This is a genomic window from Bacteroidales bacterium (assembly GCA_012517825.1).
Taxonomy (GTDB): domain Bacteria; phylum Bacteroidota; class Bacteroidia; order Bacteroidales; family JAAYUG01; genus JAAYUG01.
On the sequence record JAAYUG010000094.1, the window covers coordinates 1 to 22,817 of the forward strand.

The 22,817-nt window shown below is 45.7% G+C and carries 20 protein-coding genes; 9 read left to right on the forward strand and 11 right to left on the reverse strand.

Annotated features, from left to right (window positions below):
- The 4 genes from GX419_06465 to GX419_06480 all read left to right on the forward strand — a co-directional run.
- A partial coding sequence (locus GX419_06465) for a hypothetical protein (protein ID NLI24328.1) occupies positions 1-204 on the forward strand: 204 nt, incomplete at its 5' end.
- Between the two features lie 332 nt (positions 205-536).
- Entirely contained in the window at positions 537-1,391 is an 855-nt protein-coding gene (locus tag GX419_06470; GenBank protein ID NLI24329.1) for an SPFH domain-containing protein, read from the forward strand.
- Between the two features lie 13 nt (positions 1,392-1,404).
- On the forward strand, positions 1,405-1,575 hold the full coding sequence (locus tag GX419_06475; GenBank protein NLI24330.1) for an Arc family DNA binding domain-containing protein: 171 nt from the start codon (positions 1,405-1,407) through the stop codon (positions 1,573-1,575).
- A 168-nt stretch (positions 1,576-1,743) separates the two neighbouring features.
- Positions 1,744-1,959, forward strand: coding sequence for a GTP-binding protein (locus tag GX419_06480; GenBank protein ID NLI24331.1), 216 nt, complete (start codon positions 1,744-1,746; stop codon positions 1,957-1,959).
- On the opposite strand, the gene GX419_06485 is transcribed toward GX419_06480, so the two are convergent.
- Positions 1,929-2,651: a 16S rRNA (uracil(1498)-N(3))-methyltransferase gene (locus GX419_06485; GenBank protein ID NLI24332.1), complete on the reverse strand. Its 723-nt coding sequence runs from the start codon at positions 2,649-2,651 to the stop codon at positions 1,929-1,931. The two genes, GX419_06480 and GX419_06485, sit on opposite strands and share 31 nt — an antisense overlap.
- 130 nt (positions 2,652-2,781) lie before the next feature.
- On the opposite strand from GX419_06485, the gene GX419_06490 reads away from it, so the two are divergent.
- The gene (locus GX419_06490) at positions 2,782-3,315 is read left to right on the forward strand and encodes a metallophosphoesterase family protein (protein ID NLI24333.1); all 534 of its coding nucleotides are present in this window, start codon (positions 2,782-2,784) and stop codon (positions 3,313-3,315) included.
- On the opposite strand, the gene GX419_06495 is transcribed toward GX419_06490, so the two are convergent.
- From GX419_06495 to tmk, 6 genes are all read right to left on the reverse strand, one after another.
- Positions 3,307-7,821, reverse strand: coding sequence for a hypothetical protein (locus GX419_06495; GenBank protein ID NLI24334.1), 4,515 nt, complete (start codon positions 7,819-7,821; stop codon positions 3,307-3,309). The two genes, GX419_06490 and GX419_06495, sit on opposite strands and share 9 nt — an antisense overlap.
- 5 nt (positions 7,822-7,826) lie before the next feature.
- The gene (gene prmA, locus GX419_06500) at positions 7,827-8,672 is read right to left on the reverse strand and encodes a 50S ribosomal protein L11 methyltransferase (GenBank protein NLI24335.1); all 846 of its coding nucleotides are present in this window, start codon (positions 8,670-8,672) and stop codon (positions 7,827-7,829) included.
- 110 nt (positions 8,673-8,782) lie between these two features.
- Positions 8,783-9,532 carry a triose-phosphate isomerase gene (locus GX419_06505; protein ID NLI24336.1) on the reverse strand — a complete coding sequence of 250 codons (750 nt, stop codon included), beginning with the start codon at positions 9,530-9,532 and terminating at the stop codon, positions 8,783-8,785.
- A 128-nt stretch (positions 9,533-9,660) separates the two neighbouring features.
- Positions 9,661-10,749, reverse strand: coding sequence for an ABC transporter permease (locus tag GX419_06510; GenBank protein ID NLI24337.1), 1,089 nt, complete (start codon positions 10,747-10,749; stop codon positions 9,661-9,663).
- 74 nt (positions 10,750-10,823) lie between these two features.
- Positions 10,824-12,062: a DoxX family protein gene (locus GX419_06515; protein NLI24338.1), complete on the reverse strand. Its 1,239-nt coding sequence runs from the start codon at positions 12,060-12,062 to the stop codon at positions 10,824-10,826.
- Between the two features lie 4 nt (positions 12,063-12,066).
- Positions 12,067-12,786 carry a dTMP kinase gene (gene tmk, locus GX419_06520; protein NLI24339.1) on the reverse strand — a complete coding sequence of 240 codons (720 nt, stop codon included), beginning with the start codon at positions 12,784-12,786 and terminating at the stop codon, positions 12,067-12,069.
- Between the two features lie 39 nt (positions 12,787-12,825).
- Between tmk and folP the strand changes: the two genes are divergently transcribed.
- Together folP and GX419_06530 are read left to right on the forward strand one after the other, a co-directional pair.
- Complete coding sequence (gene folP / locus GX419_06525) at positions 12,826-13,713, forward strand: dihydropteroate synthase (GenBank protein NLI24340.1); 888 nt, start codon at positions 12,826-12,828, stop codon at positions 13,711-13,713.
- A 23-nt stretch (positions 13,714-13,736) separates the two neighbouring features.
- Positions 13,737-14,525 (forward strand): TIGR00159 family protein, encoded by a 789-nt coding sequence (locus tag GX419_06530; protein ID NLI24341.1) that lies wholly within the window; start codon positions 13,737-13,739, stop codon positions 14,523-14,525.
- Here GX419_06530 and plsY read toward each other — a convergent pair.
- The 4 genes from plsY to xerD form a co-directional block, all read right to left on the reverse strand.
- The gene (plsY, locus tag GX419_06535; GenBank protein NLI24342.1) at positions 14,514-15,173 is read right to left on the reverse strand and encodes a glycerol-3-phosphate 1-O-acyltransferase PlsY; all 660 of its coding nucleotides are present in this window, start codon (positions 15,171-15,173) and stop codon (positions 14,514-14,516) included. The two genes, GX419_06530 and plsY, sit on opposite strands and share 12 nt — an antisense overlap.
- 40 nt (positions 15,174-15,213) lie before the next feature.
- Positions 15,214-16,830, reverse strand: coding sequence for a phosphoenolpyruvate carboxykinase (ATP) (gene pckA, locus GX419_06540; GenBank protein ID NLI24343.1), 1,617 nt, complete (start codon positions 16,828-16,830; stop codon positions 15,214-15,216).
- A gap of 369 nt (positions 16,831-17,199) precedes the next feature.
- Entirely contained in the window at positions 17,200-19,914 is a 2,715-nt protein-coding gene (locus tag GX419_06545; protein NLI24344.1) for a pyruvate, phosphate dikinase, read from the reverse strand.
- Between the two features lie 113 nt (positions 19,915-20,027).
- The gene (gene xerD, locus GX419_06550) at positions 20,028-20,939 is read right to left on the reverse strand and encodes a site-specific tyrosine recombinase XerD (GenBank protein NLI24345.1); all 912 of its coding nucleotides are present in this window, start codon (positions 20,937-20,939) and stop codon (positions 20,028-20,030) included.
- 419 nt (positions 20,940-21,358) lie between these two features.
- Between xerD and GX419_06555 the strand changes: the two genes are divergently transcribed.
- Both GX419_06555 and GX419_06560 read left to right on the forward strand, forming a co-directional pair.
- Positions 21,359-21,883, forward strand: coding sequence for a hypothetical protein (locus tag GX419_06555; GenBank protein ID NLI24346.1), 525 nt, complete (start codon positions 21,359-21,361; stop codon positions 21,881-21,883).
- Positions 21,884-21,924: 41 nt separating this feature from the next.
- On the forward strand, positions 21,925-22,817 hold an 893-nt coding region (locus GX419_06560), incomplete at its 3' end, for a gliding motility-associated C-terminal domain-containing protein (GenBank protein ID NLI24347.1).

The window sequence follows — 22,817 nt, forward strand, 5'->3', positions numbered from 1 at the left end:
ATTGTGCCGATGAAACAATGCTCTACTCTGATCATCAAGGTAAATATTAACGGAGAAGACGAAGAAATGACTGCCGGGGATGCTGATGAGATATCGTTGAATTCATTGAACCCGGCCTTTCTCCGGGAAGTGCTTCCGGAATTTGACGTGCGGCAGGCCGTAGTGGAAGACCTCCTCCGTATCGCTCTTGTGCTGAACAAATAGTTCAGAACCTGCGGAAAAATAGAGTGCCAGATACACCCATCATGGCATATACTGCGATGCATGATTTGTCCTGCACGCATCATCTTTCAGTCTGATGAATCCATAATTTATCGGGATCTATCAGTGCTCCCCAATCTCAGCCGCCAATGCATTGATTTGTTCCAATCCTTTCAAGGTAGGCTGGGCCATCAACCTGGCAAAAGTTTCATTTTGAATTTCCGCTGATAATTCCGGATCTTTTTAAATCCGATTATTGACAATTAATTATGTTGTAAAACATTTTTTATTCTGAAATTCTGATATATTTTTGATATCATTTTAATATCTGACTTATGAATACCGAAAAATCTTTTCAGCCATGGTCAGGATACCTGGCAGTACTGGTACTTGCTCTGCTTCTGGCAGGGATTATATACTCCGCGGTTCAGGAGATGATCTGGCCCTTTCTGGCGGCGATGTTTCTTTTTATTCTTATTTTGCCGGGTCTGGTTGTTGTCAACCCGAATGAATCAAGGGTTCTTGTTCTCTTCGGCGACTATCGGGGAACCATTAAAAAGAATGGTTTTTTCTGGGTTAATCCGTTTTTTGTAAAGAAGAAGATCTCGCTGCGTGCCCGGAATTTTGACAGCAAGCCAATCAAGGTTAACGATAAGGTTGGAAATCCTATCATGATCGGACTTGTGCTTGTATGGAAAGTGGAAGACACCTACAAGGCTGCCTTTGCGGTAGATGAGTATGAAAACTTTGTGGTGGTTCAGAGCGAAGCTGCTCTGCGCAAGCTGGCCGGGACCTATCCGTACGACAATTTTGAAGACGAATCGGCAGAAGTGACCCTGCGTTCCGCAGGGGATACAGTAAACCATCAGCTGGAAAAGGAAATAGCAGAAAGGCTTGAAATTGCCGGCATTCATGTCATAGAAGCCCGCATAAACTATATAGCTTATGCTTCCGAAATAGCCGGGGCCATGCTGAGGCGTCAGCAGGCCAGCGCTGTTGTGGCCGCCCGGAGCAAAATTGTGGAAGGTGCAGTGGGAATGGTTGAAATGGCGCTTAATCAGCTGGCCGGGAAAAAAATCGTCGATCTGGATGAGGAAAAGAAGGCGGCCATGGTAAGCAATCTAATGGTAGTTCTTTGTTCGGATGAATCGGCACGACCTGTGGTAAATGCAGGAACTCTGAACCCGTAAGATTTTAAACAGAATGTCGGAAAAGAAAGCATTTGTACTGCGCATTGATGCACGGAAGCTGGCGGCAATTGAAAAGTGGGCCGCTGATGAATTCCGGAGCACCAACGGGCAGATTGAGTGGATTCTTGATCAGGCTTTGAAAAAAGCAGGGCGCTGGAAACCGAAAGAAAACGATGAACAATAAAACCGACTTCATTCTACTGGCTAACAACTCCTGCACAATATACCAAAGAGGATGTAACCCACCGTGCGCCTTTCATTATGCGCAATGTGCCGCAAGGTCCGCTTTCACTGCGCTTCAGCAGGGCGCGGAATAAACAGAAAGAAAGATATTCACCAAACCATTACCAAAATGAAGTCACCTGTTTCCTATGAATGTCCCAAATGTTCAGGCCGATTTTATGAACTCAGGGAAATCAGCACAACCGGAAAATTCTGGACCAGAATTTTTAATCTGCAGGTAAACAAATTTACCGCAGTTATTTGCAAAAAGTGCCGGTATACGGAGCTATACCATAGTCCTGTCAGCAAATTTGGTCAGGTAGTGGATTTTGTTGCCGGCAGTTGAACGAATCGAAATATACAACAAGAAGCAATTCCGGCTGTTTCGGTACGCAGCGTTGCTGGTCCCAGACTAACCGGAAGGAAGTGGTTCTCGAGGGCATACCTGACTTCTGATGGGGTAAAGTCACCCTCCGGTCCGATCAGTATGACGGTATCTTTTCCGGCTTCCATTAAGGCAACCAGTTCTTCTTTTGTCTCCTCCATGCAGTGGGCAATAAACCGCTGTGAAGGCGCAGGCTGACGGAAGAATTCCATAAAAGGCACCGGATCGTTTAGCCTGGGCAGCCATGATCTTCCTGATTGTTTCATAGCTGAAATGATGATCTTCTGCATACGGTCGGTTCTTACCCCCGGACGAACCGTTCGTTCACATAAAACCGGAGTGATGACAGCAACACCCAGTTCGGTAGCCTTTTCCAGAAACCACTCAAACCGTTCCTGCTGTTGCAGAGGAGAAATGGCAATATGGAGCATGGGACCGGATGGGTGGGTTTCGGTATGCTGATCTATGACACGAAAAGCACAATGCTGAACTGCATCGTCCGATATTTCAGCTTTTGCAAACGTACCACAGCCGTCGGTAATGCCAATTATATCGCCTCTTCGCAGACGAAGCGATTTTATTCCGTGCCGGGCTTCCGGTTCAGGCAAGATTGCCGGTCCGGTTATCAGATCAGGATAATAAAAAACATGCATAAAACCAATTGAAGGTTGCAGTTATTGATGCGCGTAAAGGTACATTCAATTAGTGAAACTCTGAAAAACCAAAATAATTCATAATTTCATCACTGTGTAAACAACGCCTTCCTTCTGGAAAACAAATTTTATGAAGCGAATTGGTATTATTTCCGACACCCACGGGCACCTGCATTCCCGGGTCAGAGAATTCCTCCAGATAACAGAAGAAATCTGGCATGCCGGTGATATCGGATCGGCTGCGCTGGCGGACGATCTGGAAAAATTCAAACCACTGAGAGCAGTGTACGGAAATATAGATGATCATAACCTGCGCCTGCGATATAAAGAATTCAGCGTTTTTCAGGAAGAAGGTTTCACCATATTGCTGCAGCATATCGGAGGCTATCCGGGCCGATATACATCTGAAATGAAGGAGCGGATCGGGCTGTATCATCCGGGCATCGTTGTATGCGGACATTCCCATATTCTGAAAATACAGTTCGATAAACAAAACAACCATTTGCACATTAATCCCGGAGCAGCCGGGATTTACGGAATGCACCGCTTCATTACCGCCGTCAGGCTTGTACTTGATCATTCCAACATTTCGGATGTTGAAGTGCTGGAAATTCCGAGAACGAAAAATTCCATTCAGGGAAAAAAGCGGGACGATTTATTCTGATGGGGTAGCGGCCTTTCTCTCTTCGAGCACATCCTCATAATGGCGTAAAAACTGACTGATCTTGGTATCGCTTGCCACCATATAAATGTAACCCGGCATTCCTTTTCTTGGCGGCTTCACCTGGCGCTGCTCCGGTTTAAGTACACGCAGCAGGTTATTGAAGTCGCGGTTCGAGGAAATGGCCTGCATAACCTCCCTTGTGTAACCAAAATAGTACCAGGTATTGTCATCAGCCTTCAGAAAGATATCGCAAATGTCGCCGGTCCTTTTTCGGTAAAGTTCGACATATCCTTCGACGTATTTATTGATTTCCCGGCCGTTGATATTGCGCACACCAATGAGTCCGTAACTTTGGTACGAATTGGATTTATTGTTCCATAGCAGGTGAACATCGCCCAGCACCATGGTTTTTGCCAGTTCCACCGGTAAGGATCGCACCTGGCCATAGAGAACAATCTCATCGTAGAACTTTTTGGTTTTTTCCTCTCCTATTAATTCTGTGATATTTTTTCGTATTGCCGGATCGCCAAGACTGATGTTTCCTTTTCCGGGAAGGCTGTCAAAATCGGTTGCAGCGAGTTGCAAAGCCTTGTCCAGAAAAGGAAAATCAACAATCAGAGTGAGATTCAGATAAGGCATATTGGCCGCAAGGTTATGAAAAACCTTGCCGGCAGCTTGCAATTGCATCTGTCCTAAATCAATATTCAGATTTATTTTCCCTTCACCGTGAAAGCGGCATGTATTGCGGTTCAGTGCTATCAGGTTTCCCGGAGAAGCAGGATCCTTCATCCTGGCAAGGGAACCCACAAGGTAGGTAGAAGAGTCCTTCGCAAAGTACAGATATCCTTCGGAGGTTGATATATAACTGTCCTTATAGTTCTTTCTTGGCTGGAAGAAGGCTGAATATACATGAACCGAGTCGTTGTCCATCAACATGCCTGCATACAGATTGTTTCTGTTCACGTCCATTGGCTGGGCTGAAACAGGAATCAGAATGCTGTCGGGGTTGATCCGGGTTTCAAAAGCAACCCATCTCCGGGATAAGGGTTCGCAGGCATAGTTGAGCATAACTGCTCCTCTGAAATTGAGAAGCCTGTCGCGGGCATTCAGCATAACCCGACCCTGGTAGGCATAGTTCGGGCTCAAAGTAAACTGATCCGTTTCAGCAATCTCACCCCGGGCTATTGTCTGGATGGAGTCGTCAACTGAAATCTCAGTCAGATGAATCCTCTGAACGGATTTATTTTCGTCAACATAGTCGTACCAACCGTTTCCGGAATATTTGTACCGGCTGGCAATTTTGACCTTTGCTGTATGGATCCTGTGAAATTTGGTTTTTGCATCGGCAATGATCACGGAACTATCCATGGGAAGCATATCGGCTTTTTCGGCCACAGAAAGGAATTCATGAGCGGGATAAACAAGCGCATCAGCCACACGCACAAAGCGCACTCCCGTGGCATGCAACACATTGGAATTGTAATCGTATGTGGCTTTAGGAGAGATAAAACTCAAAGAATCCTGATCTTTCCTTACTGAAATATACCTTGCTCCCGTGAGGGTAAAATCAACCGAGTCAATCACATTTTTGTAAGGCGCTGGTACCTGTTTGGTGTTAAATGGTTTGGCCGACAGAAGATCGATCTTCTGCTGATCCATAAACCACACCATCTGGTCGATATAACTGATGTACTGATTTTCCGGGAGGGTAGTAAGGGTATAGTCGGAATTTGAACTGAAAGTACCCTGCCGTTTGGCGAAGTCAATTTCGGTTCGCAGGTTTTGCGCCAGCAAAGTATATACTGAGGGTTTGGCCGACCGCAGGCTGAAGGAAGCCGTATCGGCCAGAAAACGGTCTGATCTGAATGCGTAACGATCGGAGACAAGAACCGCTGATGTCAGGTCAACCGTTCCGTTTCCCGAAAGTCCCGATGGTGCAAGTTTCAGATTTCCTGCCAGGGTTGCCTGCTGACCGTACATGGTAAAGGGAGTTTTCCCCTGGTAAGCAAACAACTGATCATGATATGGTTCCCAGTGGACGGTAAGATCGTTACCCGCAGTTTCAGGAAATGATCCTCCGTCGGGTTGCTTTCTGACAGAAAATCTTTTTGCCTTTGCATTCAGGGAATCGGGGTAAAAAAACATTGCCTCTGATTCGGTTGTTGACGTGAGATAATCAAATGAACCGTTTCCTGTCAGCCCTTTGTTGCTCAGGTTTGCCTGACGGTAAAAACGTCCTTTCCCCAGGTAAATGGGCAATCCTTCAGCCGGGGCAATAATATCGAACCCCAGCGAATAATCGGGCTGAAGCACCAGCGTTTGTTCCATTTCAGGGAAAATACCCGCCGATACAAACTTTCCCCTGAATCGCATATCGTTTTTGCTGAAACGGTCGAGGCTGTCAATTACAAAAGGGGATACCTGAAAATAAAACTTATCGCGGGCGTAAACGCCCTTCTGAATATCAGGATTGTCAAAATAAACATAGGAATTTTCCCTGCTCTGAAAAACAGGATATTGTTTCAGCCCTTTCACTCCTGATTTATTGGAAGGATCATCAATCAGGAGATCACCGGTGAGGTTCTGAATAATGTTCTTTACACCGGCCAGTTTAGCAAAACCGAAATTGTCCCGTTCGTCGGTCTGCACACGTATGCTTAAGGAATCAACCTTCTGAAGATTGATTTTGAACTGTTCGTAATCGAAAAAGAAATTACTGCCGTAAAAGGTAAACAACCCGGCGTCAATGCGCCCGCTGAACTGAAAGCTCCTGTTCTTCTTCATTATAATCGAACCCTGATAAGGCGAAATGAAAACGTTCTGTGAATCGGAGAGAGCGATTGAAGGTATTCCATTGATTGTGAGGTCGAAAGTCTGAAGATTGAGCCGGGCATTTTCCAGAGGAGCTTCCGTGCGCGAACGAAGATCAATTACATCATAGTCAATTTTTCCAAGACTGGCCTGGATAAAATTGTTCAGTTTAGGTTTCACCTTCACCATTCCATCCTCGGGATTATAAAAGAGGAACCCCATTGATGCAAGGCGAAACATCATTTTCTGGGTCTGGTCAGGAGAGAGGCGAAGGTAGGAAGCAAGATCATTGATCGGGAATTCGGATGACTGAAAGTAACGCACAAAGTTGCGCACGGCCACCAGAGGGTGAATGGGATCTACCCCCTGCAAGGCTTCGTACTGGCGTCCATTAAAGAAATTAACGCTCTGGAAAGAGGCATTGCCGATGGAAGCCCCCCTGTTCATGGTAAAAAGAATTTCTTTTGCCCCTAGTTTGTAGTACATCTGGTCAAAAAGCATATCGAGCTGATGATAGCTGTTGAACCAGGGACTCTGACTTCCGATATCGTCGGAGCGGGTAACGGAAATTTCGCGGGTTGGATGCAGGTAACTGAAATTCATATTTCCGTGATAAAGAGAGTCCCTGTTGATGATAACCAGAACTGCGGCGTTTCTGCTGATTATCTGTTCTTTACGGAAGGCTATATAATTTGAGCGCACCACCATGAACAACGTATCATTCCGGGAAACTTTCAGTGTAGCCTCCTGCACATTGTTGCCGGAGCCAACCAACCTTGCACCGCGCATAGAAAGCCCTCCTGAGAAATCAAATCCGGGGAAAATGCTCCTTATCACAAAAGTTTTTTCGTAGGAGTCGAAAACCGGATAGGTTGCCATTTCAGGTGATGTATTCTTTTTAACCTGATCGGTAAGAACACCCGGGAGAGGAAAATGAAAGAACTGTTTGTGGACAAGCTTTGCTGAATCGGTTCTGTATCCCGGTTTGGTAAGATCCAGTGTATAGGTTCCCAATTCAGCATAAACCGAATCTCTGGGATATCCTGCCCTTTCCCAGGTAACCAATCCCCCGTCACCATACCATTTTTGTTCCACCGGATTATAAATCCCGCGGGTATTTTCTATGACAATGCTGTCGCGCACCGAAAGGCACACCAGCCGCGTAGTTCCCAGCCTGATATGAAAGGAGCCGGGAACAAAATCAAGCAAGGTGGAATCTGCTTTCCATATCAGTGCCGTTGAAGAAAACAACTCCCCTCTCTTTATCAATCCATCTGTATTTTCGAGAAAATACGTAAGCCGCGAAGCAGGAAGCTTCTTTTCGGCCAGCAATGCCTCAAGCTGCGATTTCCATCCTTCAAAATAAACCTGCCTCGACGGATCGGTTCGGAACATCTGAATCATCTGAAGATATTTCATCAGATGGTTAAGCCTTGCATTTTGCCTCAGCATTCCGTTCAAATGCCCGATCACAGTCAGTTTTTGATTTTCTTCAAAAAGAGTATCTGTGGTCCAGGTGATTAAAAACTGGTCAACAAAATGTTTCTGTTCATCCGACAAAGAACCTTTGAAATATGTCTGCAGTTCCTCCGGAAATTTTTCAGGTGCAGGACTGAATTCCCTGGGCTTCTGCCCCAGGACCATGGCCGACAGCAACAGTCCTGAAAAAACCAGCAACAACCGGAACTTCTGCATAGGTATCAGATTTGGGTTTTTTTTCGGAAGTACAATGCTGCCCATCCTTCCCTTGCCGACATGTGGCTAAGTTCAAGGAAATTTTTTTCAGCCATTTTACTGATTTCCTCTGCGTCTTCTCTGAAAAAACCGCTGCATAAAAGAAAACCGCCTTCTTTCATATGATGGGCATAGTGCGGCATTTCGCTCAGCAGAACATTTTTATTGATATTGGCCAGAATGCCGTCAAAGCCGGTTTCGGAAATTTCCTTTACAGAACCATAAATAAGCATGACATTGGAGATTTTGTTGCGCCGGAAATTTTCTGCAGCATTATCCACGGCATGTTTGTCAATATCGCACGCAAACACAAGGGAAGCTCCCCGCATGGAAGCAAGGACTGAAAGCACTCCTGTACCAGTTCCGGCGTCCAGTATCTTCGTTCCGGCCACTTCCGTTTTGAGCAATTCTTCCAGCATCAGAAAGGTAGTTGCGTGATGACCGGTACCAAATGCCATCTTTGGCTCAATGATTATATCGTACGTGCAGTCAACCGGGAAATGATGAAAAGGTGCCCGAATCCGGCAGTCCTGATTAATGACCACCGGCGGAAAGTTTTTTTCCCATTCGGCATTCCAGTTTACCTCCGGCACAGATTCAATCTCCAGGCTGAAAAAGCTGTCCTCACGAAAAAACGGACTCAGAACTTCGCGCAATGTTTTTTCTGAAAAAGCTTCAGCCCGGAACCAGCCATCAATCGTATGCGCCGACTCTTCAATTCCTTCACAGCCAATGAATGACAGGGCAGCAATGATCCTGTCAGTAAAAGAACTGTCGTCTGAACGGAATTGTATGCCCGCTTTGATGTACATTCGCCAGTCTCCTGTTTTTCAGAGCCTTTGTTTCTGTACTATATTCCTTGGTCTGCGTAGTGCGAAAAAAGGAAGACAGAGAAAGAACCCTGCCTTCCTTGTTCGTTCCATTAAAAAGCTTTTGCAATGCCAATAAAATCATCGGCTTTAAGTGAAGCACCACCGATCAGCCCGCCGTCAACATCGGGATTGGCAAACAGTTCACCGGCATTGGAAGGCTTGCAGCTTCCGCCGTACAGTATCGATGTATTGTTTGCCACGGTTTCGCCGTATTTGCGGGCAATCAGTGAACGAATATACTGATGCATTTCCTGTGCCTGGGCAGGGGTTGCATTTACTCCTGTTCCGATAGCCCATACCGGTTCATATGCAATAATTACTTTGCCGAATTCATCGGGGGAGAGATTGAAAAGGCCTTCCTCGAGTTGTTCCTTTACTACATCAAAGTGTTTTCCTTTTTCACGTTCACTCAGTACTTCCCCGCAGCAGAAGATGGGATTCAGATGATTCTGCAATGCCAGCCTTACTTTTTTATTAATAATGCTGTTGGTTTCGCCGTAATAGCTTCTTCTTTCGGAATGTCCGATAATGACATACTGAACTTCTGCCGATGCCAGCATGGAAGCAGAGACTTCTCCGGTAAATGCCCCCGACGCCTCGGATGCACAGTTCTGGGCTCCCAGTTTCACCCTGCCGAGCAGTTTTTTAACCTCAGTTAAATGAATAAAAGGAGGGGCAATAATGAGTTCCACTTTACCGGGTACACCGGAGGCCATTTTTTCAACTTCCTGAGCGAGGGCAATTCCTTCCTGCAAGGTTTTGTTCATTTTCCAGTTTCCTGCAACAATCTTTTTTCTCATATCAAAATGTTTTATCTGTAAAACAAAAAATAACTGATCCGGAGGCAGAAATCATTCTGTGCCGGAAATGTTCAAATTTATGATAAAAACCTGTTAACCCAAAGAAGAAAGGTAACAACAAAGCCATATCAGCTTTGCTTCAGCCTGATACGCGGATCAGCCCACATATACGCCAGGTCGGTGAGGATATTAATCAAAACAAAAAGGGAAGCAATGATTAATACAACGCCCATGACAACCGGAAGATCATAGTTGTTGAGGGCTTCCACCAGCAGATTTCCCAATCCTTTCCAGCCAAAAATATACTCCACAAAAACGACTCCCGCCAGCATGGAAGCGAACCAACCGGAAACCGAGGTAATAACAGGATTCAATGCATTCCGGAAGGCATGCACCATGACAATCCGCGATCGTGAAAGCCCTTTGGCGCGGGCAGTGCGTATATAATCTTCCGCCATCACTTCCGACATTGCCCCTCGCATCATCTGAACAATAACTGACAAGGGCCTGATACCCAGTGTAAGTGCCGGAAGAATAATGTTTTTCAGTACCAGTTTCACGCCTTCACCCGTATCACTGATTTCGAACAGGTTTCCTGTGAGGTTCAGTCCCGTAATATCACCCAGTACAAAGGCAAACAGCCAGCCGATGAGAATGGCGGCAAAAAAGGAAGGCAGGGAAATGCCAAGTGCCGTAAAAAAAAGGATAAAGCGGTCGACAAAGGAATTCTTTGCCAATGAAGCCAGCAATCCCAGCAAAATGCCCAAAAAGGAGGCAAACAGTATTGCCACTGTTGCCAGTACAATGGTATTGGGCAAGGTTTTTCTGATCATAAGGCTGACGTCACTGCGCGACTGATAGGACCTCCGCAGATATGGGTATTTTAAAACCAGTACACCATTGCCCGAAAAAGAAACGAGCCGGATAAAGGGAGCGTAGAGCGATGAATCGAGGTACCAGGGAGATTCCCGAGACACGGAATTATGATATGATACGGGTGACAGGTCATTCAGGTACTTCAGGTATCTGACGCCGACCGGCAGGTTGGTTCCCAGATCGGCCCGTATCATTTCGAGCGAAGCGCTGTCGGTTCTTTGCCCCATAACCATGCGGGCAGGATCGCCCGGAATGATCTGAAAAAGGACAAAAATCAGGGTAATTACTCCCCACAGAACAGGAATAGCCTGCAAAAAACGCTGTATAACAAAACGAACCATCTTTTTACAAGCTTTGCCAGGGTGAACTAACAATGACTACGATGCCAACCTGCCAGTCACCATGGGCTGCACCATTAATCACGCCGGTCAAAATTCAGCTGAAGAATTTTAATTACGGCCAGGGTAAGAAGCAGGGTGAGGATCAGTATGGTTTTGGTTAATGATTCTCGTTTTTCCCTGTAATACGTCACAGCATACCCGAGAATATCGTTTTTCAGCCGTTCAGCCTCCGGAAATTCCCGGTAACTCCATTTTGCAACTATCGTTCCGTCCTTTATAAGCATAAGGCCAGGGTTACTGCGGATCATGGTTTGCAGGGTCGTTTCGTCAGCATGATAAAAGGGGAACCCGGGATTGTTCTTTTCGGTAAACTGTCTGATCTCCGATATAGGAGAAGCTGTAAGCGCATAAAAGGAGCAGTTACCGCCATTGCAGAAATCGGCTAAAGCATTTGCCTTGAGTATTCCGGCCACATTTGCCTTCTGCATATTGGGCGATATGAGCAGAAATACGTATTTTGTGTCATAAAGTATCCGATCAGTTATGTCATTTCCGTCCGGGTCAGTGAAACGGAAATCGTGAATGGGAGGTTCATACCCTTTTTTAATAAGAATGGTTTTTGTATCAACCCATTTCCAGGTTGAGTCCTGCCATGGGTAATTTTCCAGGGTAAATTCTTTTGTTACGCCATCCTTCTGGTAATACAATATGGTTCTGTATTCGTCCTGAGGGGCTCCTTCAGGAATTTCCATGGCCCTGGGAATGTTGGTTCCCGTCCGGTAAGGAAGAAAATCAATAACAGGAAGATAAAAGTAACAGTACCTTATAACCAGCAATATTCCAATATAAAGAATTCCCAGGGTAACCCATTCTCCGAAAGGCTTATAGCGCACGGGAAATTTGTTCCTCGAAAGGAACACCATCATTACCGGCACCATAAGAACCACATTTTTAAGAAAGGTTTGCCAGTTGGTGAGTTTGATGGCATCGCCGAAACACCCGCAATCTGATACAGGGTTGGTCAGAGCGAGGATCAGGGTGAGAATGGTAAAGAACGACATAAAAAGAAACACCGCCCAGGAAGCAATTTTCATTCTCAGCCCCAGCAAAAGGGCAATACCTATAATAAATTCGGCCGACGCCAGAAGAACGGAAAACAGGAGGGAGAAATTCCCTAAAAAGCCAAGATGAAAGGCAGAAAAATACTCGCTGAATTTGATCGCAGAGCCCATGGGATCAATGCCCTTCACAAATCCGGAAAAAATAAACACAAGGCCCAGCAGAATGCGACAAATGAATCGGAGTGCTCGCATAGGACTATTTTTCAATTAAAATTTTTTGATTAACAAGCAATTGCAAAAGATCAGCAAATATTTCATCCGGGAGTTTCATTCTTCCCGATGCATCGGCACAGTTCAAAACAACGAAGGAGGGGTCAGAAGAGGCCTGCCGCAGATAAACATCTCCTACCCTGCGCTGAAATTCAAGGTCGGCTTCATGAATATCTTCTCCTCCCTTAAGATACGCCCTGTCTTTGCCGTTGCGGGTTCCGGCAAGATTTCCCTCAATAAAATCAAAAGGTACATTCAGATACACTACCCGGTCAGGCACAGGAATTTTCCAGTATTCATATTCCAGTTTTCTGATCCAATCACTTAGCTGCCGTTGTTCTTCATGCGAAGGGATCTTGGCACACTGGTAAGCTATGTTGGAATGCATATAGCGGTCGGCCAGAACCAGATATCCCTTTCCAAGCCATTCATTGATTTGTCCGGAGGCATTGTACCGGTCGCCGGCATACAGCATAGCTACCAGCTTGGGGTGCACTTCGTGAAGAGATCCAAGGTCTCCCCTCAGAAACATTGCTATCAGTTCTCCGAAATACGGACTTTCAGTGCGCGGGAAGTGGAGAAAACGGTAAGCAATATTTTTTGCCTCAAAATACTCCCTGAGCAATTGCACCTGCGTTGATTTGCCTGAACCATCGAGGCCTTCAATAACCAGGAACTTCCCTTTCCTTGCTGATCCTGTATTCATTCACTGAATAAATTGTATTTTTGGAGTCGAAAACATATGATGGCGCATAAAAATACATTTTTTCCGGTAAAAAAGACCTGTAATTTCAGAGGAAAACTCGTCCATATTGATTCTCCCCTGATTATGGGAATCATTAACCTTACCCCTGATTCCTTTTATCAGGGAAGCCGTGTAAACAGCCACGAAGAGCTCATCCTGCGTGCCGAAACCATGCTAAAGGAAGGAGCGCATATTCTGGACATCGGAGCCTGTTCAACAAGGCCCGGCGCTGAGCAACCCGACGAAGACACAGAGCGCCGGAGACTCTTCCCTGCCCTTCAGGTTCTGAGAAAAAACTTTCCCGATGCCGTGCTTTCAGTTGACACATGGAGGGCCTCCATCGCAAAGGAAGCGGTTTATGAATATGGAGTGGACATGATCAATGATATTTCGGCTGGAAATATGGACCCCGACATGTTTCAAACGGTTGCCGAATGCAAGATCCCTTATCTTTTGATGCATATGCAGGGCACTCCGCAAACAATGCAGAAAAATCCTGTTTATCAGGACGTGGTGCAGGATATATTGGCCTTTTTTGCCCTGAAGACGGAAGAGCTTGTCAGAAAATACCATGTTCATGATATTTTTATTGATCCGGGATTTGGTTTTGGAAAAACCCTTGAGCACAATTATATTTTGCTGGAAAATCTTGATGCATTCAGAATTCTTGGGTTTCCCGTGGTAGCGGGAATTTCCCGCAAGAGCATGATCCACAGAATTCTTGCGTGCACCCCCGAAGAAGCTCTTAACGGAACCACCGTTCTGCATACCATTGCCCTCCTCAGAGGTGCTTCGGTATTGAGGGTCCATGATGTAAAACCAGCTTCCGAGGCCATCCGCCTTGTGAGTTTTCTCAAGAAAGCAAATACGGATCAGAAAGGGAAATAATACATTTAAGTGCGCACCAAATGATGGAAAATTTGATTTCACCGTTCTTTATTACGGTTCGTGTCCTTGATATTATTGACATCCTGCTCGTTGCCTTTCTTATGTACCAGTTGTACCATCTTATGAAAGGAACTGTGGCCATAAATATATTTGTGGCAATTTTCGTACTCTATCTTTTCTGGCTGGTTGTCAAGGCGCTGAATATGCAGCTTATGAGCACCCTGCTCGGGCAGGTAATGGGAGTTGGCGTAATTGCGCTCATCATTGTGTTTCAGCAGGAAATACGAAGGTTTCTCCTGATGATCGGAACACGATACATGACACGGCGCTTTAGCCTGGAAAACCTTTTTTCGTGGAACATTGAGGCAGCGCATAAAGTCCAGATCAAAGCAATCGTCAATGCCTGCATAGCCCTTTCAGAAACACGCACAGGTGCTTTGATTGCCATCACGCGGAATTCGTCTCTCCAGACGTATGCAGAAACAGGAGAAATTATCAATGCCAATACTACTGAAAGACTGATTGAGAGCATTTTCTTTAAGAACAATCCCCTGCATGACGGCGGACTGATCATAGCAGAAGATAAGATATATTCTGCGGGATGTATTTTCCCTCTTACAGAAAATCCTGATGTTCCGGCACACCTGGGTCTTCGTCACCGCGCCGCACTGGGACTTTCGGAACAAACGGATGCCTTTGTTATCGTGGTCTCAGAAGAAACCGGAAGTATTTCCTTTGCACTGAACGGAGAACTGAAGGAAAATATTGATCCAAAAGATCTGACCAACCGGCTTAACGTATTATTCGGATAGTTTTCCTTCATCGCGTTTTTTTTCACCAAACAGGAAAGTGGCCCTGGGTTCTTCCTTCCTCACCAACCGCCGGATATTGGTTCTGTGGGTATAAAGCAGCAGAATCGCCACGGCAACAGAAAAAATTTTCAGCGAAAGCGGTGAGTGCGGGTAAAACAGGAAGAGAAAAACCGGAAAAGAAATTCCGGCCACCATGGAGCTTACCGACACAATTTTAACCATCAGCAGAACTACCAGGAACACTCCGATGGCCATCAGGGTAATAGCAGGATGAACAGCAAGGATAACACCGAACAGTGTGGCTACGCCCTTCCCTCCTCTGAAACCCGCAAATACAGGGTAGATATGGCCAAGAACAGCAAAAGCTCCCAGAATAAGCTGTAGTACAACAATATCAGGGAATATTTCCAGAAAACCGGAATGGATAAAAGAAAGCTGAACCGCAAGAAACCCTTTGGCGATGTCAATGATGACTACCGGGATGCCCAACGCTACCCCAAGGACTCTCATTGTATTGGTAGCTCCGGCATTTCCACTGCCGTAATCCCTTACATCAATACCTCTGAACCATTTGCCTATCCATACGGAAGTTGGAATAGACCCCAGCAGATAAGCTACAATAAATGCTATAACCAACAGAAAGACCATCATAAACGGAAACAGTTACCACTTTAAAAAATCACTCCTTTCAATCCATTTCGGGCCCGCCTTTGATTACTTTTTGGGCTTCAGGAGTGTCAGCAAAATTAGCAAAATTTGCCATGAAACTTCGGGCCAGTTGTTCTGCTGTTTCGTGCCATTTTTGCTTATCCTCCCAGGCATTTCGCGGATCAAGAATAGCCGGATCGATGCCGGGCAGCTGCGCCGGTATTTCCAGTCCAAAAACAGGAAGCCGGTGCAAAGGTACCTTATCAAGTGTCCCGTTCAATATAGCCGTAATGATTTTGCGGGTTACGGTGATGTCCATCCGGTGTCCGGTTCCGTAAGAGCCTCCTGTCCAACCAGTATTTACAAGGTAGGCCCTGGCACCATGTTGTTTCATCTTTTCCGTCAGCTGACGGGCATAAACCGACGGATGAAGCATCAGAAAAGCCTGACCGAAACAGGCAGAAAAGGTTGGCTGTGGTTCAACAATACCCCGCTCTGTTCCGGCAAGTTTTGAGGTATAGCCGCTCAGGAAATAGTAGGCGGTCTGTTCTTCGTTCAGCAAGGCCACGGGAGGAAGCACGCCAAAAGCATCGGCCGTGAGAAAAATCACCTTCTGCGGATGCCCTGCCCGTGAAAAAGGTTTAACAATGTTGGGAATATGATAAATCGGATAAGAAACACGTGTGTTCTCCGTTTTGGCGGCAGAGGAAAAATCTACTTCTCCGGTTTTCTCATCAATGACGACATTTTCCAGCAGGGCATCACGACGAATAGCCCTGTAAATATCAGGTTCTTTCGAAGGATCAAGGTTGATACATTTTGCATAGCACCCTCCTTCCAGGTTGAAGATTCCTTCATCATCCCAGCCATGCTCGTCATCTCCTATCAGAAGCCGTTCAGGGTCGGCTGAAAGCGTTGTCTTGCCCGTTCCTGACAAACCAAAGAAAATAGCCACATCACCCTGTTTGCCCATGTTGGCCGAACAATGCATGCTGGCAATTCCCTGAAGAGGCAGAAAATAATTCATTACGGAAAAAATTCCCTTTTTCATTTCTCCGCCATACCAGGTGCCACCAATAAGCGCCATCCGCTCGGTAAGATGGAATGCCACATAAACATCGCTGTTCATTTGAAACTCCTTGTACCGGTCGTTGCGACATTTTGACGCCATCAGAACCACAAAATCGGGTTGGAATTCTTTTAGTTCGTCAGGTTCCGGCCTGATAAACATATTTTTAACAAAATGTGCCTGCCAGGCAACTTCCGTAATAAACCGTACTGAAAGCCGTGTTTTCTTATTGGCTCCGGCAAAGCAATCAACCACAAAAAGATTTTTGCCCGAAAGCTGACGTGCGCTTATTTTCTTCAGGTATTCCCATGCTTCCTGAGTAATTGGCTTATTATCAGAACCTTTCTTTTCCTTCGCATACCACCACACGTTTTGTTCAGTCTGTGGTTCCTTCACAACATATTTGTCCTTTGGGGAGCGGCCTGTAAATTCCCCTGTATCAACAGCAACAGCACCCAGACTGGTTATATATCCCTTTTCCCAACCCGTGAGGGAAGGATCCGTCTCGAAGCGGAAAAGATCCTCATAGGAAAGATTGTAATAAATCTTACCAGCCGATTGAATTCCATAAACTGACAGATCGATCATACACCCGAAATTTTTAGTACAATATTAATTCCATTCTGCATAACAAAAAAAGAATAAAGTTCTTTATTTTCAAAATCTAAATTGAAAAAATACTCATACAAATTTCATAAATATGCATTTTCTGTTTTTGCTTACTGACGGGCAATACAAAATGTTCTTATCAACTTCAAATAACCCGTATTATGAATTTTCTGATGGGTGATACAGAAGGCCGTGTTCACCTGATTCATCGTAACAAACCCTGATGCCTGAGCTAACACCAGCGCACTACATATCAGGTTGCCTGCGCTCCCAACGCACAATCCGGGATAAAAAAATCAGGCGGTTCAAACGAACCGCCTGATGGATGTATGAACCTTTATGGAAGGTTTATTTGGAATGTTTGATGGCCGCCTGGGCAGCAGCAAGGCGCGCGATAGGTACACGGAAAGGTGAACAACTTACGTAGGTTAAACCAATCATATGGCAGAATTCCACCGAATTGGGTTCACCGCCGTGTTCACCGCAGATACCGAGTTTAATATCGGGTCTCTTCGAGCGACCCCGTTCGCAGGCAATCTTCATAAGTTCACCAACGCTGTCGCGGTCAATCTGCTGGAACGGGTCAAAAGGCAGGATCTTGCCCTCAAGATAATGCGGCAGGAAAGAGCCGATATCATCTCTTGAGAATCCATACGTCATCTGAGTGAGGTCATTGGTCCCGAAGGAGAAAAATTCGGCATATTCGGCCATCTTGTCGGCTGTAATGGCAGCTCTCGGAATTTCAATCATGGTACCAACCATATAAGGAATTTCCTTCAGACCGAATTTCTGGCAAACTTCGGCATACACTTTCTGAATGATCTCATACTGATGTTTCAGCTCAGTATTCACGCAGGTAACGGGAATCATAATTTCCGGATGCGCTTTCTTACCTTCCTTGATCAGTTCAGCAGCTGCTTCGAAAATAGCTCTAACCTGCATTTCGGTAACTTCCGGATAGGTAATTCCGAGGCGCACTCCGCGATGTCCCATCATGGGGTTATTTTCATGAAGGAGATCAGCACGCTTGTTGAATTCTTCCAGAGAGATGTTCAGGCTCTTTGCCAGCTTCTCTCTTTCATCCTGACGGTTGGGAACAAACTCATGCAGCGGCGGGTCAAGGGTACGGAATGTAACAGGAAGTCCATCCATCACAGCCATCGTAGCTTTCACATCTTCCTTAACGTGCGGGAAGAGTTCATCCAGAGCAGCCCTGCGTTCCTTTTCGGTTTTCGAAATAATCATTTTCCGGAGCTTGAACAGGGGCTGTTCGCTGTTCTTCCCGTAAAACATATGTTCGGTACGGAACAGTCCGATTCCTTCTGCCCCAAACTCACGGGCTTTGGCAGCATCTTCAGGGGTATCGGCATTGGTGCGAACCTTCAGTTTCCTGTATTTATCAACAATCTTCATAAACTCAACAAAGTCTTTGTTTTCTGAAGCATCAACCATCGGGAGTTTCCCTTCATAAACAAGACCTTTGGTTCCGTTGAGTGAAACCCAATCACCCTCCTTGAGGGTTTTATTACCCATGGAGACGGTTTTCTGGGCGAAATTGATTTTTACATCAGCGGCTCCTACGATACAGCATTTACCCCATCCGCGGGCTACCAGAGCAGCGTGGCTGGTCATCCCTCCACGGGCTGTAAGAACAGCCTGGGCTGCACGCATTCCTTCAATATCTTCGGGATTGGTTTCTTCGCGGATCAGAATCACCTTTTTCCCTTCTTTTGCCCAGTTAACAGCATCATTGGCCGTAAAGACAATCTGGCCGGCAGCACCACCCGGACCGGCAGGAAGACCTTTGGCAAGAACAGCGGCACTCTTTTCAGCTTTCGGATCAAGCAGAGGATGGAGGAGTTCGTCCAACTGAGAGGGATTAACCCTTAATACAGCTGTCTTTTCATCAATAAGTCCTTCCTTCAACATGTCCAACGCCATACGCACGGCAGCTGTCCCGTTCCGCTTACCAACACGGCACTGCAGCATATAAAGCTTCTTTTCCTGTATGGTGAACTCGATGTCGAGCATATCTTTGTAATGCGATTCGAGCCGCTTCTGGATTTCATGAAGCTGTTTGTAAGCTTCGGGCATTGCTGTTTCAAGAGAAGGCAGATGCTGGTTATGGGAGCTCTTGCCAACTTCGTTGATCGGATTGGGGGTACGGATACCTGCCACAACGTCTTCACCCTGAGCATTGGGTAGCCATTCACCATAGAAATAGTTTTCACCGGTTGCCGGGTTTCGGGTAAAGGCAACTCCTGTAGCAGAGGTGTCGCCCATATTTCCGAACACCATTGACTGAACGTTCACAGCAGTTCCCCACCAGTCGGGAATTCCTTCAATTCTCCGGTAAGCAATAGCACGTTTTCCGTTCCAGCTCTGAAATACGGCAGAAATTGCGCCCCAGAGCTGTTCCATAGCGTCTTCCGGGAAGGGTTTTCCGAGAACTTCCTTTACCTTGTTCTTATAAATAACAATAAGTTCTTTCAGGTCGTCGGCAGTTAGTTCGGTATCGCTCTTAACGCCGCGGGCTTTCTTCATTTTTTCGAGTTCATGCTCGAGTTGCACGCGCACTCCTTTTCCTTCTTCCGGTTCAATACCAGCTGCCTTTTCCATCACAACATCTGAGTACATCTGGATGAGACGGCGCTGGGAATCATAAACAAAACGAGGATTCCCCGTTTTCTTGATCAACCCCTCACGGGTTACATCATTCAGCCCTACATTGAGCACGGTTTCCATCATACCCGGCATGGAAGCGCGAGCACCTGAACGAACGGATACAAGAAGGGGATTGTCTTTATCACCAAACTTTGCCCCCATTTCTTTTTCCACCTTGGCCAGTGCTTCCAGCACCTGGTCTTTCAGCTCAGGAGGATACTGCTTGTTGTTTTCGTAATAGTAGGTACAAACCTCAGTTGTAATAGTAAAACCAGCAGGTACAGGCAATCCGAGATTCACCATTTCGGCCAGATTGGCTCCTTTTCCACCGAGGAGTTCCTTCATGTCGGCCTGGCCGTCAGCCTTACCCCCGCCAAAATAATACACATATTTCTTCATAGGATAATAATTATAAAGATTTAACAATTAAGCACTTACATGCTTTTCAGCTTAAAAAATTGAATTACAAAGGTAGGCAAAAATTTGTAATTCTCTTCTCACCTGGCAGAGTCTTATGAATGATTTCCTGCCCGCGGGTGGAATCGCAGTATTGCATCGCGAAGATATTCCTTGTCGATATGGGTATATATTTCCGTGGTAAGTATGGACGCATGCCCGAGCATTTCCTGCACAGCCCGCAGGTCGGCACCTCCCTCAATAAGATGGGTGGCAAAGGAATGACGGAAAGTATGGGGACTGATCTGCTTCCTGACGCCCGCTTTTTCAGCCAGATCCTTTACAATGAGAAAAACCATTACCCGGGTAAGTTTTTTTCCGTTACGGTTCAGAAAAAGAATGTCTGAGTCGCGCGGGTCAATAGAAGGCAGATGATTTCTCCAGGGAAGGTACAGGTCAATTTCCTTCAGGGCACGCGATCCGATCGGCACAAGACGTTCCTTGTTCCCTTTTCCCAGTATTCTGACGTATTCGTCTTTCCGGTGAATATGCGATATCCTGAGGTTCACCAGTTCAGATACCCTTAATCCGCAACTGTACATAACCTCAATCATTGCGCGGTTTCTGTGTCCTTCCGGTTTGCTCAGATCCACGGCATTCTCCATGGCATCAATTTCGCTGATGGTGAGTACCTCAGGCAATTTTCGTCCGATCTTCGGCGCCTCAATCCGTTCTGAGGGATCTTCTCTGATAACTCCTTCGAGCAGCAGGTAGCGGTAAAATGCCTTGATTCCGGATACAATGCGGGCCTGCGACCGTTCCGTCAATCCGGCTTCTTTAAAAAAACGGAGCATTTCGCGTATAAGCTCCGTATTGACCTCTTCCGGGGCAAGAGGACCAGCCATGCCTCCGGCAAAAGAACAAAGCTTTCTTACATCGGCCAGATAGGCTTCAATACTGTTTTGCGATAGAGATTTCTCCAGCCTCAGATAGAATTCAAACCCTTTTAAGGCATCGGCCCAGGTCATACCTCTGCATTTTCCTTTTCAAAGATAAATTATTCCCGGTAAGGTCTTTTGTTTTTCTCTCCGGGTATCCCCTCATGGTCATACAAATTTGTAAATAATCCCAAGTACCATGAATTACCAAATTCAACCAGGCTATAGCAAAATTATTTTCAGAGGAATTCGTCAATTGAAAAACTCAAGTGAAGAATCGACTAATAAAATCTAATCAGATTTTATACGTCGGGATTACCTCGATAAGTCAATAGAAACAAGTTGTTTAAATGTTTTTTGTGTTTCTATTGACTAATGAAGCAGAGGATAATACATGAAGACAAGATACATTCTTTAAAAGGCCTGACGGGGAATGATGAACAACGAGACCTGACAATATCTTTATAAACAGCACGAATTGTATTACCTTTGTTTATTCCAATACGGGTATGACTATCATGCTGTATTTTTTCAGATTTATGCTGTTCCCTGCATTCTGGGCACTATCGCTTCATCCGGTGCACTACTCTGTTCTTAACATTGAGTACAGCGAGCCGGAAAATTCGTTTCATTGCCTCTGGAAAATCTTCAGGGATGATTTTTACCTGATGGCCTTTCATCATTACGGTGACCAATGGAACGAAAAAGCCATTCAGGACAGCGTGCAAAGCAACTACTTTATAGAAAAATATGTAAATACAATGGCCTGGCTTGTAATCGACCGTTCCGATACCGTCCGGTTCAGAGTTACCGAAAGGATCGAAAAAACCGACGAACAAGATGTAATGTGGATAAAACTTCAGGCCACCCCTTCCAGAAAGTTTTCGAGAGCCGACATGACCAATTATTTGCTGATGGATGTTTTTCCCGATCAAACCAATCTGGTAATCTTTTCCTGCGACGGAAATGAGCACGGATATCAGATGACCTACGAATCACCAACCTGCACGCTCGATATAGGACCAGGTATATGAATCATTATCAATTCAATAAGATTAGAAAGTGGCTTGCAGGTATGATCCTATATCTGCTGTTTAGCCTTACTGTATGGGCAACACATAACCGGGCAGGAGAAATTACCTACCGGCTGATTTCGGGATTTACCTATGAAATTACCATCAATACATTCACTTACACGTTGAGTGCAGCCGACAGGCCTCAACTGGAAGTGCAGTGGGGAGACAATACAAAATCCATAGCAGACCGCAAAAGTAAAGTGGTTCTTCCGAATTTTTATTTTCACAATACGTATATCGTTCAGCATACCTTTCCGGGCCCGGGAATTTATGAAATTGTGGTTCAGGATCCTAACCGGAATTATGGGGTGAAGAACATTCCCAATTCAGTGAATGTAATCTTTTCCATTAAAACAAAGCTGGTAATCAGTCCATTAACAGGAGGGGCCAGCGCACCTGTTCTGTTGAACCCACCCATTGATAAAGCGGCAAAGGGCAGGCTTTTTATTCATAATCCGGGAGCATTCGATATGGAAGGCGATAGCCTGTCGTATGAACTTACCGTTTGCACCGAAGAAAACGGCAAACCCATTGCAGGCTATACTTTCCCCACTGCAAGTGACACGTTTTATGTCAATCCGATCACCGGCGACCTGGTCTGGGACAGTCCGGTAGATACCGGTATATACAATGTTGCCATGAAGGTAAACAAATGGCGGAACGGTATTCTGATCGGTTCGGTGACACGCGACATGCAAATCAATGTGTATAATTCAACCAATAATCCGCCTGTTAACCCACCCCTTCGCGATTACTGTGTTGTGGCCGGAAGCGAAGTATCCTTTGACCTGACATCAACCGATCCTGACGGAGATAAACTATTTGTCAGAGCTTCAGGAGGCCCTTTTGAAATGCCAACAGGCAGGGCAACTTTTGATTCCATTGCGGCTGA

Bases quoted from the DNA above. Each gene is read 5' to 3' on its own strand.
- pckA (NLI24343.1), bottom strand. From the start codon at position 16,830: ATGATCGATCTGTCAGTTTATGGAATTCAATCGGCTGGTAAGATTTAT.
- GX419_06555 (NLI24346.1), top strand. From the start codon at position 21,359: ATGACTATCATGCTGTATTTTTTCAGATTTATGCTGTTCCCTGCATTC.
- GX419_06485 (NLI24332.1), bottom strand. From the start codon at position 2,651: ATGCATGTTTTTTATTATCCTGATCTGATAACCGGACCGGCAATCTTG.
- folP (NLI24340.1), top strand. From the start codon at position 12,826: ATGGCGCATAAAAATACATTTTTTCCGGTAAAAAAGACCTGTAATTTC.
- GX419_06490 (NLI24333.1), top strand. From the start codon at position 2,782: ATGAAGCGAATTGGTATTATTTCCGACACCCACGGGCACCTGCATTCC.
- GX419_06470 (NLI24329.1), top strand. From the start codon at position 537: ATGAATACCGAAAAATCTTTTCAGCCATGGTCAGGATACCTGGCAGTA.
- GX419_06515 (NLI24338.1), bottom strand. From the start codon at position 12,062: ATGCGAGCACTCCGATTCATTTGTCGCATTCTGCTGGGCCTTGTGTTT.
- prmA (NLI24335.1), bottom strand. From the start codon at position 8,672: ATGTACATCAAAGCGGGCATACAATTCCGTTCAGACGACAGTTCTTTT.
- tmk (NLI24339.1), bottom strand. From the start codon at position 12,786: ATGAATACAGGATCAGCAAGGAAAGGGAAGTTCCTGGTTATTGAAGGC.
- GX419_06545 (NLI24344.1), bottom strand. From the start codon at position 19,914: ATGAAGAAATATGTGTATTATTTTGGCGGGGGTAAGGCTGACGGCCAG.
- GX419_06505 (NLI24336.1), bottom strand. From the start codon at position 9,532: ATGAGAAAAAAGATTGTTGCAGGAAACTGGAAAATGAACAAAACCTTG.
- GX419_06495 (NLI24334.1), bottom strand. From the start codon at position 7,821: ATGCAGAAGTTCCGGTTGTTGCTGGTTTTTTCAGGACTGTTGCTGTCG.
- GX419_06510 (NLI24337.1), bottom strand. From the start codon at position 10,749: ATGGTTCGTTTTGTTATACAGCGTTTTTTGCAGGCTATTCCTGTTCTG.
- GX419_06480 (NLI24331.1), top strand. From the start codon at position 1,744: ATGAAGTCACCTGTTTCCTATGAATGTCCCAAATGTTCAGGCCGATTT.
- plsY (NLI24342.1), bottom strand. From the start codon at position 15,173: ATGGTCTTTCTGTTGGTTATAGCATTTATTGTAGCTTATCTGCTGGGG.
- GX419_06530 (NLI24341.1), top strand. From the start codon at position 13,737: ATGGAAAATTTGATTTCACCGTTCTTTATTACGGTTCGTGTCCTTGAT.
- xerD (NLI24345.1), bottom strand. From the start codon at position 20,939: ATGACCTGGGCCGATGCCTTAAAAGGGTTTGAATTCTATCTGAGGCTG.
- GX419_06475 (NLI24330.1), top strand. From the start codon at position 1,405: ATGTCGGAAAAGAAAGCATTTGTACTGCGCATTGATGCACGGAAGCTG.